This is a genomic window from Halomonas sp. IOP_14, assembly GCF_021021315.1.
In the GTDB taxonomy this organism is placed as follows: Bacteria; Pseudomonadota; Gammaproteobacteria; order Pseudomonadales; family Halomonadaceae; genus Vreelandella; species Vreelandella titanicae.
In genome coordinates this window covers 119,129-133,611 of record NZ_JAINWD010000010.1, presented here as the reverse complement: position 1 = coordinate 133,611, position 14,483 = coordinate 119,129, and the positions used below count along the sequence as shown (strand labels likewise).

The 14,483-nt window shown below is 51.0% G+C and carries 11 protein-coding genes; all 11 read right to left on the bottom strand.

Annotated elements, in window-relative coordinates; genetic code table 11:
- Positions 1-37: 37 nt before the first annotated feature.
- Complete coding sequence (locus K7H09_RS10360) at positions 38-889, bottom strand: ABC transporter permease (RefSeq protein ID WP_159176464.1); 852 nt, start codon at positions 887-889, stop codon at positions 38-40.
- A complete protein-coding gene (locus K7H09_RS10355; RefSeq protein ID WP_230804592.1) occupies positions 873-3,827 on the bottom strand; it encodes a glycosyltransferase in 2,955 nt (984 codons plus the stop codon). The genes K7H09_RS10360 and K7H09_RS10355 overlap by 17 nt, the downstream gene beginning before the upstream one ends.
- The gene (locus tag K7H09_RS10350; protein WP_039860174.1) at positions 3,820-4,071 is read right to left on the bottom strand and encodes a hypothetical protein; all 252 of its coding nucleotides are present in this window, start codon (positions 4,069-4,071) and stop codon (positions 3,820-3,822) included. The genes K7H09_RS10355 and K7H09_RS10350 overlap by 8 nt, the downstream gene beginning before the upstream one ends.
- Positions 4,072-4,120: 49 nt before the next feature.
- Entirely contained in the window at positions 4,121-5,272 is a 1,152-nt protein-coding gene (locus K7H09_RS10345) for a glycosyltransferase (protein ID WP_039860173.1), read from the bottom strand.
- Between the two features lie 317 nt (positions 5,273-5,589).
- Positions 5,590-7,029, bottom strand: coding sequence for a mannose-1-phosphate guanylyltransferase/mannose-6-phosphate isomerase (locus K7H09_RS10340; protein WP_039860171.1), 1,440 nt, complete (start codon positions 7,027-7,029; stop codon positions 5,590-5,592).
- A 46-nt stretch (positions 7,030-7,075) separates the two neighbouring features.
- Complete coding sequence (locus K7H09_RS10335) at positions 7,076-7,459, bottom strand: GtrA family protein (protein ID WP_022519996.1); 384 nt, start codon at positions 7,457-7,459, stop codon at positions 7,076-7,078.
- Positions 7,434-8,393 (bottom strand): glycosyltransferase family 2 protein, encoded by a 960-nt coding sequence (locus K7H09_RS10330; RefSeq protein WP_051052147.1) that lies wholly within the window; start codon positions 8,391-8,393, stop codon positions 7,434-7,436. The genes K7H09_RS10335 and K7H09_RS10330 overlap by 26 nt, the downstream gene beginning before the upstream one ends.
- Before the next feature lie 8 nt (positions 8,394-8,401).
- Entirely contained in the window at positions 8,402-10,252 is a 1,851-nt protein-coding gene (locus K7H09_RS10325; RefSeq protein WP_230804590.1) for a DUF6311 domain-containing protein, read from the bottom strand.
- Between the two features lie 12 nt (positions 10,253-10,264).
- Positions 10,265-11,536 carry an undecaprenyl-phosphate glucose phosphotransferase gene (locus tag K7H09_RS10320; RefSeq protein WP_230804607.1) on the bottom strand — a complete coding sequence of 424 codons (1,272 nt, stop codon included), beginning with the start codon at positions 11,534-11,536 and terminating at the stop codon, positions 10,265-10,267.
- Positions 11,537-11,651: 115 nt separating this feature from the next.
- The gene (locus K7H09_RS10315) at positions 11,652-13,103 is read right to left on the bottom strand and encodes a TolC family outer membrane protein (RefSeq protein ID WP_022520000.1); all 1,452 of its coding nucleotides are present in this window, start codon (positions 13,101-13,103) and stop codon (positions 11,652-11,654) included.
- Complete coding sequence (locus tag K7H09_RS10310; protein WP_022520001.1) at positions 13,103-14,482, bottom strand: HlyD family type I secretion periplasmic adaptor subunit; 1,380 nt, start codon at positions 14,480-14,482, stop codon at positions 13,103-13,105. Before K7H09_RS10310 ends, K7H09_RS10315 begins: the two co-directional genes overlap by 1 nt.
- Between the last annotated feature and the right edge of the window lies 1 nt (position 14,483).

The window sequence follows — 14,483 nt, the reverse complement described above, 5'->3', positions numbered from 1 at the left end:
AACTCAAGTACTTGTACACGTGCTATAGGCGTCGTCGTCAAAGCGAGTCGCGCAGGTCGCGCTCGGTGCGTTTTAGCAACCAAAATCCGACGTACAGTAACACAAGTGTTACCGCTAGCATGGCCAGCAGCCCGGTAGCCCCAGGAAGACGCTGGTATAAAATCAGCTCTCGATAGGCATCAATAAACTGAAACATGGGATTCAAGCTGATCAGCCCCAGCGCCCAGTCAGGTATAATGTCGTCAACGTAAACAATCGGTGTCAGCCAGAACCATACCGGCAGTAACACCGCAACGCCTTCGCGAATATCTTTTAAATATACGGCGAGAATTGCCAGCGAAAAGCCGAGCGCATAGGTAAATCCCAGTTGTAGGGTGAGTACCACGGGTATTGCCAGCCAGTGCCAATCGATGGGAAAACCGATCATTAGCAGGAATACCGCGAAGAATCCCATGCTGATCAGGTAAACAACAATTTCAGCCAATAGTACCGAGAGCGGCAGCGCGGCTAGCGATGTATTCACTTTGGTGATCATGCCCGCGCGTTCGATAAATAGGTTGGTTATGGTGCTTAGGCTTTTGGCGAAGGCGGTCCAGGCGAGAATGCCGCTGATCAGATAGATACTGTAGGTGAAGCGTTCCACCTCGGCACCAAAGCCTTCAAGCCGTGCGCCCATAATGGCAGAAAAAATCAGCACAAAGACCAAAATATTTATTAGCGGTGAGAGCAGCGTCCAGATTCGTCCCAGCACCGAGCCTTTGTGGCGATCCACCAGCTCTTGGCGGGTTAGCAGAATAATCAGTGGTAAATGCTGCCGCCACCAGCTCAGGGTTTGACGTACTCGTTTTTTCAATAACGGACGCATCTCGCGGTTACCTGGCAATGCCATGGGCATGGCTCCTTGGATAGGTCGCTGTGTTTTCTGACGAACATTGTTCGGTTAATAATTGGTCTCCAAGCACCGCAGCTAACCACTGCTCGCTGCTTTGCTGCCAGCCGAGATAAGGCATGCCATCAGAAGCAATCGTATGACCTTCCCGCCAGTCGCTAGCCCAGTCTTGCAGCGCCTGCGCTAGCGCTTGAGGTGTATCGGCGTCGAAGTAAGTCGCATAGTCACCCGCGACCTCGCGGAAAACCGGAATATCTCGGGCGAAAATAGCAATACCCTGGCGAGCAGCCTCAATCAGTGGCAGCCCAAACCCTTCACCGTAAGAGGCTGCCACAAGCACATCGCTTCGCCGATAGAGCTCTTCCAGCAGCGTATCGCTGGCACCTTCCACCCAAAACAGCTGCTGGCCACGCCTCGGATGCCGTTTGATGCGGCGAACCAGGCCTTCTACCTGCCAGCCTTGCTTGCCCACCACCACCAGATTAATATCAGTGCATTCCGCCCAGCATTGCTCCATCGCGTCTAGCACTTGTTGATGCCCCTTGCGCGGTTCAATGGTGCCCACCATTAATAGGATCGGCCCACGACACCTAGCCAGCGGTTGCAACCATTGTTGCTCTGCTGTGCTTAATACCGCGCTCGTAGGTGGTTGAAAATCGGCTCCAAGGTGGAAGTGCTTGACCCAGGGCCGCTGCCCTTCCTGAAAGCCCTGCCGATCGAGCGCGGCATCAACTTCCTCGGCTACTTGGCGAGAGACACAAGTAATGCCATCTGCCAGCTCACTGACCGATGTAAACCATTCCTTCATCGTCGCTGGAATATGTTCAGGGAAACATGCAGGCAGTGATAAAGGCAGTAAATCATGCACAGTAAAATAAAACCTAACGCCGCTGGCACGCATTCGGCGCATAATGTGACCTGCCTGCTTGAGTAGCGGCGGCGCCCACTCCAAGGATACATAGCGATCGCCGGGGCGTGCTTCTACTGGCACATCGGGGCCCGGTGGCGCTAGTCCTAAGTGTTGGCTGGCAAAACCGCGGGCAAGATAGAAATCATCCCCCCCCCAGCGAATCAGCTCTATCCGCCAACCGGCAGGTGGGTAACGAAGAAGATAGTCGGCTACTCGGCGGGTAACGCGCTCAATCCCGGTTTTAAGGTCTTCCCAGGCAATAGTGCTAACATCAAACAGTAGCCGCGGTGCGTTTTCATCGGGTGTGGTATCCACCTCGCTTAGCACTTTTGTTAGTCGCTTGGCAGACTCAGCCTCTTGCAACTTGTCACTTAGCGGCTCGTGCGCTGCCAGTTGGTCAAGAAATCGTTCGTACTGGTAACGGGGCGCGATCAGTGGTGCCTCCAAAATCGCAAGCCGATACTGCTCGGCCACCCGCTCTGGTGCCAGCATGGTGGTCACGTAAGCCCGCCCTGCCTGTCCCAGCCGTTCACGCTCGTCATCATCAGCAATTAGCTGACAAAGAGCTTGACGCAGCGGTGCTAACAGTTGCTGCTCGGGGTCATCGGCCAACTGCCAATGACTTTGCGAAGGCAGTTCCGCACTGCTGCCATGGGCGTTGGCAATCACTGCTAGTCCATGGGCCATCGCATCAATAATAGCGCCTGATGTCTCACCACGAGACTGGGTGCGTAGCTGTACGGCGATATCGGCGGCTTGCAGCCAACGCTGGTATTCCTGGCGAGAAGCATAGCCAGTGACAGTCACTTGGCAACCAAAGGGATGGCGCTTAATCCGACGCGCTAGCGTATGGCCGTACTCACCGCTGTGCTGCGCACCTACCAAGACCAGTCGCACCGGCTGGCTCGTGGCATTGACTAACGGCGGCTCGCTCTCTTCGAGATCACCTAAAAAGGCGTCCAGTAAAAGATGGGACAGTTTTTTGGGGTTAATGCCGCCGAAACTGGCAATGACTCGCTCATTGCTGGCGATTCCCAGCACCTTGCGAGCAGCCTGCTTGTCAAAGGGGGCTGGGAGTTGGCGTAAATGCGGAATTAAATACGTTGGACCGGCTTGCCCTTGCTGCCACCGTTCGGCCAATGAGCGGGCAAAGGCGGAGTGGTAAATCAAACCACCTGCTGGGCGAGTTACCATACCATTCACTGGGTATTGCTCCGCTCCACGCGCATTTTGTGCCGCCTCGGCATGTGCCAGCAGTGCCGGGTAGCCGTGATCAATATAAAGCTGCTGTACTAGCGCGTCAGGCTTCAAACCGCTTTCGTTAAGCCACCAAACAGCATCAAACAGGAAGTAATCGTGCAAGACCACAATCCCCGGATGCCGCTGTAGCAAACCGAATTGGTAGGCATGGTAAAGTGAATTCCCCACCTGATAAAGGGTGTAATCGAAGGATTCAGCTCGCTGCAGAAAAGTGTCAGCATTGATACATTCAAAAACACTGCTTAGCTCGCGATCTACTTCGGGCTGATCAACTACCAGCGTAATAGTAAAATGCGTGGCTAGATAAGGTAGTAATTCTGCACTGTAGTTGGCGATGCCCGTTGTTTGAGGCGGCAGTGGCGAAATAAAGGCCAGCGTCGGTCTGTCAGCATCAATACTTGAAGGCGTAGACGTCAGTTCGAGCGTCAGTCGCCTTTCACCCGTGGCAATATCTATTATCGCTGAGGGCATCAACGCATTAATCATATGCTGTACAACGATATCAGGCAAAGCGGCACTCACCGATGCCAGCGTTTCTTCCTGGTCGGGCAACAGCGTGTGACACCTTCTAGGAGCCACGCCAAGGCGAAACAGATGGCGGTGGCAGGCAACCAGACTAACTTCATCAAAACCAAGCAGCAAAACGTGAGCGCTGCCAGCAGGATTATCTGGCGTGAAAACCTCTGACAATGCCACCAGCCAATCCTCTAGCTGGTTGAACTGTGATTTCTTACGGGCATCAACTATATAAAGGGTATCGTTATTCATGCAGATGCGGCTTCCTACGCTGTTCCAACCCGTTCATTAAACGCTGTTGACGTTCTCCATAGCCTTCGGTGCGATTTGGCGTTACTCCACCTCCGAATGTACCTGCCTGGACTAGACGAATCACCCAGCCTTTTAGCTTTGGAAAGGGCTGAAGTATGCGCTGCCCCAAGCGCCTAATTAGTGGATAGCTGATCAGTTTTTTCACTACGGGGCGCAGCACTCGTTTGACGGCAATCTGAATCACACGTCACTCCTTGGTAATAAGGTACGTTTCAGCGGTACTTCTTGGACGTTTAGTTGAGCTTTTCACTCACGAGTGTTTCCAGACGCTGGGTAAACACGGCATTGCTGAATGCCTCAGCTTGGAGGCGGCAAGCCTGCGGCGAGAATTCGTGCGCCTCAAATGCCTCGATAGCCGCGCTTAGGCTCGCTACAGTTTGCTCAGTAAAGTAAACACCGGTGGCTTGCTGGTGATGCTCCAAACCTTTGACAGTTTCAAGAGCGCCTCCATGCCCATAAGCAATGACCGGCGTACCGCAGGCTTGAGCTTCCAGTGGCACAATACCAAAGTCCTCATCAGCAGCGAATACAAAGGCCTGGGCGCGTTGCATAAGCTGATGCAGCTTTTCCCCTTGCAGGTAGCCTATAAGCTCAATGTGCGGGCTTCCTTCTGCCAGCCGTTTTAAGCGCTGAAACTCAGGTCCGTCACCAACCACTTTCAGTTGGCGTTTTAATGGATCCTGGGCAAAGGCTTGTATGATCAAATCCATGCGTTTATAAGGCACAAGCCGTGATGCCGCCAGGTAGTAGGGCTCCCTCTGGCCGATATGTAATGTAAAGCTGTCGGTGTCTACCGGTGGGTAGAGCACATCTGCGTCGCGGCGGTAATACTTGGCAATACGCTGTGCGACGTTGTGGGAGTTAGCTAGAAAGAAATCCACCTGGGTGGACGTAAAGTAATCCCATTGGCGCAGGCGCTTAAGCGTTTTACGCACATACGCAGTCATGCCTGGCAACCGAAAGTGGCTATTTTCCAGGTAAGCCTCTTTCATATCCCAGGCGTAACGCATCGGCGTATGGCAATAGCAGATATGGGTTTGACCAGGATGTGTGATCACGCCTTTTGCCACTGCGTGGCTAGAGGAGATGACCAGATCAAAGCCGCGCAGGTCGAACTGCTCAATGGCATAGGGCATCAGTGGTAAACAATGGCGGTAAAAACGACTAATGAAGGGTAGACGTTGAAGACCGCTAGTATGAATACGGTGCTGGGTTAACCATGGGATGCTAGCGCGCTCAAGCGTATGCACTAAGGTGAATATTTCAGCTTGTGGGAAGACTTCTGCCAACCCTTTGAGCACTTTTTCAGCCCCACCATTAACCACCAACCAGTCATGTACAATGGCGACGCGAAGGTGCCGAAAACGTGTAGGGGCTACTTGCATGATGGACAGCTTTCCATGTCGAACGGAATAAAGCGCCATAGCTTAAAGTAAGCATGGCACTAGCTCCAGTGAATACGGCAAACAACCAGAGCTAGTGCCGTTGGTGATTTGCACATCGCTGTGTTGAGGACAGAGATCCTTGAGGGCGTTGTTAACGCGTTCTTGAGCGCTATTTTCACCGTCCTTGGGCGAAAGACCTTCGCTTCAACCTGCCCTAGCGCTCGTTATCGAATACTGCAGGAGAAGTCATTTCCAACTGCGATAGTTCTGGCAAACACACCGACGGATTGTGTAAAGAACATGCTTTCGCCCGCCTTCTACTCTCGCCCATACTTGTCGTTGTAACGCACAATGTCGTCTTCCCCAAGGTAGGATCCCGTTTGCACTTCAATAAGTTTGAGAGGAATCACGCCAGGGTTTTCCAGGCGATGTACAGTTCCCAATGGTATATAGGTGGATTCATCTTCGGAAAGCAGGAAACTATGTAAATTAGAGACGTCCCCATGACCTTCGCCTTGGGTTACCTGGGCAGTGCCTTGAACCACAACCCAATGCTCGGCACGGTGATGGTGCATTTGCAACGAAAGTTGACCACCTGGTTTAACGACAATTTCTTTGACCTGAAAGCTATCCGTTAACACCATGGTGCGGTAATGCCCCCAGGGGCGATAAACCTGCTGATGCGACTGACACTCTTTTCGTCCCGCTGCCTTAAGGGCATTAACAATTAATTTGGTATTTTGCGCCTGACGACGATCGGCTACCAGCACTGCGTCGTCTGTTTCGACAATAATCAGGTTATTAACCCCCACTGCCGCCACTAAGCGAGATTCGCTATATACCAAGCTGTCGTTGGTTTCATGGAGCATTACATCACCATGTATTGCATTGCCGTTCTCTTTATCCTCGCTGGAGCGCAGCTCGTGGAGCGCGTCCCAGGCGCCTATGTCACTCCACCCTGGAGACATGGGCACAACGGCCGCCTGATTAGTATGCTCCATTACAGCATAGTCAATGGATTCGCTGCGACACTGTGCAAAGGCTTCTTCGGCAACACGCAGAAAGTCCATGTCTTCTGAGCGCTGCTCATAAGCGGCCTGGCAGTTGGTCAAAATGTCGGGGGCATAAGCTTTGAGAGCAGCTAAATAATTGCTAGCCTTGAACAAGAAGATGCCACTGTTCCATAGATAGTCGCCACTGGCTAAGTAGCTTTCTGCTACCCCTAGATCAGGTTTTTCGACAAAGGCCTCAACGCTAAAACCTCCCTCCAGCGCCTGCCCACGTTTTATATAGCCATAGCCTGTGTGCGGCGAGGTTGGCGCAATACCGAAGGTTACCAACTTATCTTGCTGACTCAGTAAGCGGCCTTTTTCTACGGCGTCAGCAAATGCCTTTACGTCTTTAATGACATGGTCAGCAGGCATTATCAGTAACTCGGCTTCCGGGTCGGTTTTGGCTACTGCTAATGCGGCAAGCGCTAATGCGGGAGCTGTGTTTCTACCGCAGGGCTCCAGAATGATTTGGCTCTTCTTAAAGCCGAGTTGATGCATTTGCTCAGCAACTAAAAAACGGTGCTCCTCGTTACATACGATGATGGGGTCACCTGCGTTGGTGACACCTTTTAGACGTAGCGCCGCCTCCTGAAGCAAACTGACGTTGTCTTTATGCAAATTCAGAAACTGCTTTGGATAATGCTCACGCGATACAGGCCAAAGGCGCGAACCAGAGCCGCCAGATAAAATCACCGGTATAACCATATTTTCCTCGAAAACGTATTTTACAAACATCAAAAAGGGGCTGGTATTACTGGGTGAATACCCAACACCGTGCTAGCACGTAACTTGCCACAGCGGCGACTACCACCGCCGTGGCGATGGCCCAAAGCCCGGTTACCCCCACCCCTAAGGCACCCGCTAGCACTAGGTTGTTAATACTAAATCCAGCGAGAGACATGACGGTAAAGCGCCATAGACTTGCACTGCGACGAAAAGTAACCCGCTGATGGCCTGCTAATGAGATGCCAAAGGCGACGCTATAGGCCAGCGCATTGACGATAAACTCATGGAGCGCTGGGAATACCATTATCATCAACGCTGCCGCCAGGATATGGGTCATTGATGCCGCTAGCCCAATAAGGCCGAAGCGCAGCATCTGCCATAGTTCAGCGAGTGGAGGTGTATTCGTCACTGGTGTCCGCCACGATGTATAAGGGCCGCTGTTTACTTTCAATAAAAAGACGGCCGATGTATTCACCTAAAATACCGATAGAGAGCAGCTGCATACCGCCAAAAAATAAAACAGCTGTCATCAATGATGCATAGCCTGGCGCATCGCGCCCGAGAAACAACACTTGGCTAATGATGATGATAATATAGATAAACGCCAAGCAGGCGATGAGCCCGCCAATATACGACCATATGCGCAGCGGCAGCGTACTAAAACTAAACATGCCATCTAAGGCAAAGTTCCATAATCTCCAATAATTAAATTTAGATTCTCCCTTCAGCCGTGCGGGACGCCGATAGGGAACGCCAATACTTCGATAACCGACCCAGGCATAGAGCCCTTTCATGAAGCGGTTACGCTCCGGCATTGAGCGCAGGGCTTCGATCATGCGACGATCAATCAAACGAAAATCACCAGCGTTTTCAGGGATTGGCGTTTCAGTAATACGGTTAAAAAGCCGATAGAAGCCACTGGCCGAATGGCGCTTAGCGGCCGTATCATCAGGGCGCTCGCTGCGAATACCGTAAACCATATCGACACGCTGCTGCTGCCAAATCGTGACAAATTCCAGAATGAGTTCGGGCGGGTCCTGGAGATCCACATCAATGGGCACCGCCGCATCGCCATGTGCGTTGAGCAAGCCAGCCGAGAGCGCTGCTTCTTTACCGAAATTGCGGCTTAGCGCAATAAACCCAACGCTTTCGTAGCATTCAGATAGCCGTTTTATCTCGCGCTGGGTTCCATCTGTTGAACCGTCATCAACCATCAAAATACGCCACTGCCACGGAGCGTCGGCCAGCACGCTGTGCACTCGTTGAACAAAGGTCGTTACAGTATCGACCTCGTTAAACACTGGAACGACAAGCGTAATGAGAGGGGGAGTATTAACGTCCATGCGAACCTTTATTGGGTGGCTTGTGATGACAACGGTGAGTAACGGCCTGACGAAACCGCAACGGGTTGCCATAGAATGGTGACGTTTTCATGCGTCACACAGGCCCAGCTGGCTAATCGACACGCTTGTTGCGAGAGCTCGTGGTCGGTTATCAAATACACATGCCCTTCGGGCAATTCACCTTGTGCCAAATGGCGGCGATAAGTTTGTGTTGCTGCGTCGATGATTTGTTGATTTGCCCTGGCAAGGTAGGCAACGTTGATCGAGAGATGGTGTTCTGCTGCCAACCACAAGTAGGGTTTAATGGCATCAAGGTCATGTGCTGGAAAGGCGATCAAGCTGTCGTGTGATGCCCATACCTGACTTAACTCGTCATCCTTCAATACGTCGTAAGCACGGGGGTCAACACGACTGGCTTCGACTTGATTTTTAACCTTGTTGCGCATGAAACTGTAAAGCTCGCGCAAATCTTCTCTTTGCACCACCATGGCTAGAACCAGCAACGGTAACAGCCAGCATGCTCTCATATTTTGGGCAAGCTGGATAAACGTAATAACCAATAGTAAGTAAAGTAGCGGCCATACCATTCTACCGCTTGACCGTAGATAATCTTTGAACGGCTCAAACAACATGTCGTAGTAGAGCGGAATACTGCCTTGGCCTATCGATACTTCTCCAGCCATAGCGAATCCAAACAGGCCAACGGAGGCTATCCAAGCTGGTAGCCAGCGGTGATCAACTAACGCTTCTTGATGGTAGCCATCATTATTTACTGCATTAACGCTTGCTAGATTTACCTCGCGATTAAACCAGGTGCTGACTATCAGCGCTAACCACAGCAGCAAAACACCTGCGCCAACATAGGCCATACCTTCGTATTGACCTTCTTTAGCGGGCGGCCAGCCGGGAAAAAGCACTGATAGTGACGTAAAATTGTCGTTAAAAAACCATGCCGATGAACGCGGATTGAAAAACGTCAGTAGTTCAGCGGAATAAAAGCCGTAGCCACCCGACGCGGCGCTTTGGCTATCTAAATGAAAGTAGCCTGCCCCCCACATCACAACGAGGATAATGCAGGGTGTCGCCACCCCCATCAGCCACCACGCTTGATAGCTGTAGAGCACACTCATTATATGCTGTCGTACTGGCTTGCTTTTTGCGTCAATCGCCCCTTTCACCACCCTATAGCTAATCGATAACCACCAAACCGCCCAAAACACGCCTGCCATAAAAAAAAGATAGAAATGCATCAAAACAGCCACTGTGAGCAGTAACAGCCAACAAGCGGCCCCCTTGAGGCGTTGTTTTTCGGTTGTCAGCGTAAGCTCAATGGCGATTAGAATTATCCAATGCGCAGTTAAGGCTTCGTGGCCTTGAATACCGATACCGCGCAAAATAACGATGGGCAAGCTGCTGATGAGCAATGCGCCAGCTAGCGCTGCATAGGCGGGAACACCGACGCTCAGTAGTAACCGACAAGCTACTAAACCGTTCAAACAATAGTTAATGACAATGGCTAGCCCTAAATATTGAAAAGTGTCGGGCAGCCAGTGGTGGAACAATTTTAGAGGAATAGCGTAAAGCGGTATTGAGTCAGTATAGACAATACTTGTGGATAGTTCAGTGGCTAGCGTTTTCACGGCCCCTAGGGGCCAACCCCACGGCTCCTGACGGAAAAACTGCCAACCAATGTAATGTTGAAAAGAATCACCTTCGTGTAAAAGCCAATCAGCATCGCGAGGGTCCAGCATGCCACGGTAAAAATAAACAGCTAAAAGTGCTGATAGAATGCCAGCACCAACTGCCGTGATCGCCCCGTGCTTTTCGTACCACCAGCGCCACGTCCCTGTCGTCTTCATTGGTCGCTTACTCTAAGGCTGTCGATTCACAAATCCATGCGTGATGGTCATGGCGAGTATTTTGAGATCAAACCCCAACGACCACCGTTCTATATAATAAATATCGTATTCTACCCTCTTTTCCATCAACTTGACGTCGTCCGTGATGCCCCGCAGGCCGTTTACCTGGGCCCAACCTGTCATACCCGGCTTGACGCGATGACGCTGCATGTAGATATCAATGTGGTCTTTATAGTGGTCGTTGTGATCCATGGCGTGGGGCCTTGGGCCAACAAGCGACATTCGGCCTTGTAGTACGTTATAAAGCTGGGGAAACTCATCTAAGCTGGTACGTCGTAAAAAGCGTCCCAATGGCGTTACACGGTCATCATCGTAGGCAGCCTGCTGCGTTGTATCGCTTTTGTGCAGACGCATGGTTCTAAATTTATAAATTTTGAAGCGCTTTCCGTCTAGGCCATGCCGCTCTTGCTTGAATAATACCGGCCCACCCATTTGCCAACGAATTGCCGCTGCAACTGCTAACATTATCGGGCTAAAAAGCACAAAGAGCACTAGACCTAGCACGCGGTCTTCCAGTGCTTTAATAAAACGCATGGAGCCACTAAGCGGGGTGTAATTAAGTTCTAATGAGTAGAGGCCCGCCACCTGCGTAATACGGTGGTTCAACAAGCGTATATCAGGTAAGTCGGGGAAAAAGCGAATACTAGAGGGAATACCGGCAAGCAGGCGCATTAAGTGGCGCACGCGATTACCTTGAACCAGGGGGTAACCTATCCATATTTCGTCAAAATTGCGCTGAAAAATGTTCTCTTGGGCGAAAGCAGCCATTTTGTGAAAAAAAGTCGTGTCGTCTTCATCAATATAATGACCTACCACTACATACCCCGCATGGGGTGTTTCAATGACTTTTTTTTCTAATAGGGCGATATTATCCTTTTTACCAATTAACAGCACTCGCTTTAAGTTATGCCCTTGTGCGCGCAGGCGCCTCAAGTATCCGTACAGCAACGTACGCATTACACTGCCCACTGCTAGCACCGATAATGCAGAAACACCCATCCACAAACGAGAGAAACTCTGTGTGCCTTTAATGGCAACAAGCAATAGGCTGAGCAGGGCAATAGTCGCTACCCAGGTCACAAGATAAATACCGAGCATGGTGTAAAGGCTGCGCCCACGCCAAGGCTGGTAGAGCCCGAATAGCTCACCTACAGCGGGTAGCAATAGACTGCCAATAAGTATCAAGAAAAGGTAGTCATTGCCATCGTGGTCGATATCGGGCATCAGCCAAAGAGTAGCCAATGCTACTAACGTGGCTATACCCGCATCAAAGCAACGCATCGCGCGACGCAACCACTCACTACCTTGGCTTGTTTTTATAACGGCCATAGTATGATGGCTACCGAGCTACCTGCGCTGATGTGGACATTGAGGCCAGTAGCTCCATAATGCGAGCCAAGTCATCGCTTTCCAAGCTCCCGACTGCAGCATGCAGCGCCAGCGTGTCCAAGGCATAATTGCCCACGGTATCAACGTACTGAATACGCTGATCATAAAGACTCGCACGAGCATCAAGCACATCGACAAGATCGCGTAGTCCTAATTGTTCACCTCGTTCGGCGGCATCTAAAAACAGTTGACTCGATGAAATAGCTTGATTCAACGCCTCCAAGCGACGTTCGCCACCGTTAAGTGCTCTGATACGCTGCCGCACCTCTTGGATCGCAAGGTTGCGTTCATTATCGAGAGCAGCCAACCCTGCCTCTATACGTTTTTCACCTTGCCGAACGCTGGCATTAGTGTAGCCACCACGATATATAGGTACGCTTAATTCCACGCTCGCCCGGTAGTCTTCGCTTTCTCTCAGTTCATCGTCACTGACCCGATCTGAATAACTAAGATTTAGGTTTAGCTCGGGGTAGTAACCAGAGCGCCTGACGCTACTATCAGCCTGGACGACCTGTTGCTCTTCGCTAGCATATAGGACATTCAAGTTTTGATTAGTGCGGGCGATCCACGCTTCGGGATCACCAATATCATTATTGAGGGTAACCGTCGTAAGTTCGCCAGGCGCAGAGCTTTGAAATTCGGGCATCACGCCAGTGAGGCGCTCTAATTCGCTTAAAGCATTATCTAGCTCGTTTTCTGCCTCAACAGCATCGGATACCGCCTGATCATACCTGGATTGGGCTTCCAATAGGTCTACTCGATTCCCCACCCCTAAATCAAACGCACGACTTGCTTGGCGGACTTGCAGATCAAGTGACTTTTGCTGGGCTTCCAGCAGCCCAGAACGCTGTGCAGCTAAATAGGCTTTTACATAAGCTTCGCTTACCTGTATCGCCAGCTCTTGTTCTACAACGGCAAGCTGTAGTTCAGCAGCACTTACCTGAGCACTGGCAACATCCATTTTCCTCCAGCGCTCTAGGCTGAAAAGTGGTTGCTGTAGCTGAACTTGATAGTAAGTTTCATCAATTTCACCGGGCCTTGTTGCGGGTTGACCCAAATCTTCATCACCAACGGTTTGGATATTTGTAGAATCTTGCCATAAATACCCTCCAGTTGCGCTGATTTGGGGCAGCAGCTGTGAGCGGGCCATAGGTACTTCTTCTTGAGTAGCATCTAGCTCGTATCGCTGACGAGTAAGGTCTGAGTCGTGACGCAGTGCCCGGGCAAATAGCTCAGGCAGTGATGGCAGCGTTTGGGGTTGTGACTCCGAATTAGCCAACGCTTCTAGTTCAGTAAGCGCTTGATCATCTGCGGTAACATCGCTTTGTGCCAATGCCGGCTGACTAAGCAGCGCAACTGCAAGTACAAGCGCACTCAGGTTAAAAGGTGTCGTCCGTGTCATTAATCCTCCCGGATAGCGCGCGATAGCATGTCAGTAACTGGTTTGGCGATGTAACTAGCAAAAGTACGCTCACCAGTACGGATCATGACTTCAGCAGGCATACCTGAAAGCAGGTGCATTTGCTCCGTCATGTCCTCTTTTCCTTCGTCAGTTACCCGAATGCGCGTTTTATAGTAATTCTGACCGGTCGCCTCATCTTCGAAACTATCGGCGCTGATGTGAATAATCTCACCATCAATTATATTTGTTAGCCGCTGGTTGAAAGCAGAAAAACGAATTTCAGCAAGCTGGCCTATAAAGAGGTTATCGATATCACGCGTTGGAACACGAGCTTCCACCACAAAGCCGTCATCTGACGGAACCACTTCCATGATGGGATCCCCAGGTCGAATAACAGCACCGACTGTATGAACTTGGCGGCCCACCACGGTACCCGAAACTGGGGCGCTCACAACGGTTCGATTGACTTGGTCGGTCAACGAGGTAATGCGCTCCTCCGCTTCCGCTATTTGCGCTTGAGCATTGCGCAGCTGTTCACCTACTTCGGCCTGAAACTCCTGTTGAGTGATCTCTTTTTGCATACGAATTTCGCTGATTTGCGAACGAAGCTGAGCAATATTAGATTGGAACTCAGCATTGTCGCCTTCGTATTGCAACACTTGACGCTCGAGTTCGCGCAGGCGCTGGTTGTCGCCGAGGCCTTCGCGATACAACGAACGGAAGTCTTCCGCTTCTGAACGCAATGAGTTAATGCGCTGGTTATTAACTCGTTCACGCGCTTCTAGACCATCAATCTGCTCTTGCATTTGAATGATCTGCTGATCCATTGAGTCTAGTGTACTGAGCAGCGATTGACGGCGCGCATGAAACAAACTTTGCTGAACAGCTGTTACCTGTTGGATCCTATCGTTATCCACCGACATCAGCTCTTCGGGCATCTCAAGCGTTTCGGCGCCTTGCTGTTCTGCTAGTAAGCGCACTTCCATCGCTCGGTTTATATAGTATTGAGATTGAGCAATTTCAAGTTGCGAGCGCACCTGAGTATCGCTCAATATAACTAGAGGCTGCCCGGCCTTTACTTTGTCACCATCTTCCACCAAAAGCTCTCGCACAATGCCACCTTCAAGGTGCTGCACCGTGCGCTTAAACGACTCCATAGATACATTACCTGGGGCTACCACAGCTACCGCCAATGAAGCTGTCACAGACCACAATACGAACCCGCCAAGCGCTATACCTAGAATAGCGTAACCGAGCTTACGATAGCCTTTATCACTGGTTGGTAACTTCTCTTGAGCCTCACCTTCAATGGTAGCTGGGCCTTGTGGCGTTACATCAATTTCGCTTTTGGCTGGGAGCTGATCTTTGTGACTGCTCATA

Bases quoted from the DNA above. Each gene is read 5' to 3' on its own strand.
- K7H09_RS10310 (WP_022520001.1), bottom strand. From the start codon at position 14,482: ATGAGCAGTCACAAAGATCAGCTCCCAGCCAAAAGCGAAATTGATGTA.
- K7H09_RS10315 (WP_022520000.1), bottom strand. From the start codon at position 13,103: ATGACACGGACGACACCTTTTAACCTGAGTGCGCTTGTACTTGCAGTT.
- K7H09_RS10355 (WP_230804592.1), bottom strand. From the start codon at position 3,827: ATGAATAACGATACCCTTTATATAGTTGATGCCCGTAAGAAATCACAG.
- K7H09_RS10345 (WP_039860173.1), bottom strand. From the start codon at position 5,272: ATGCAAGTAGCCCCTACACGTTTTCGGCACCTTCGCGTCGCCATTGTA.
- K7H09_RS10320 (WP_230804607.1), bottom strand. From the start codon at position 11,536: ATGCCCGATATCGACCACGATGGCAATGACTACCTTTTCTTGATACTT.
- K7H09_RS10325 (WP_230804590.1), bottom strand. From the start codon at position 10,252: ATGAAGACGACAGGGACGTGGCGCTGGTGGTACGAAAAGCACGGGGCG.
- K7H09_RS10340 (WP_039860171.1), bottom strand. From the start codon at position 7,029: ATGGTTATACCGGTGATTTTATCTGGCGGCTCTGGTTCGCGCCTTTGG.
- K7H09_RS10330 (WP_051052147.1), bottom strand. From the start codon at position 8,393: ATGGACGTTAATACTCCCCCTCTCATTACGCTTGTCGTTCCAGTGTTT.
- K7H09_RS10360 (WP_159176464.1), bottom strand. From the start codon at position 889: ATGGCATTGCCAGGTAACCGCGAGATGCGTCCGTTATTGAAAAAACGA.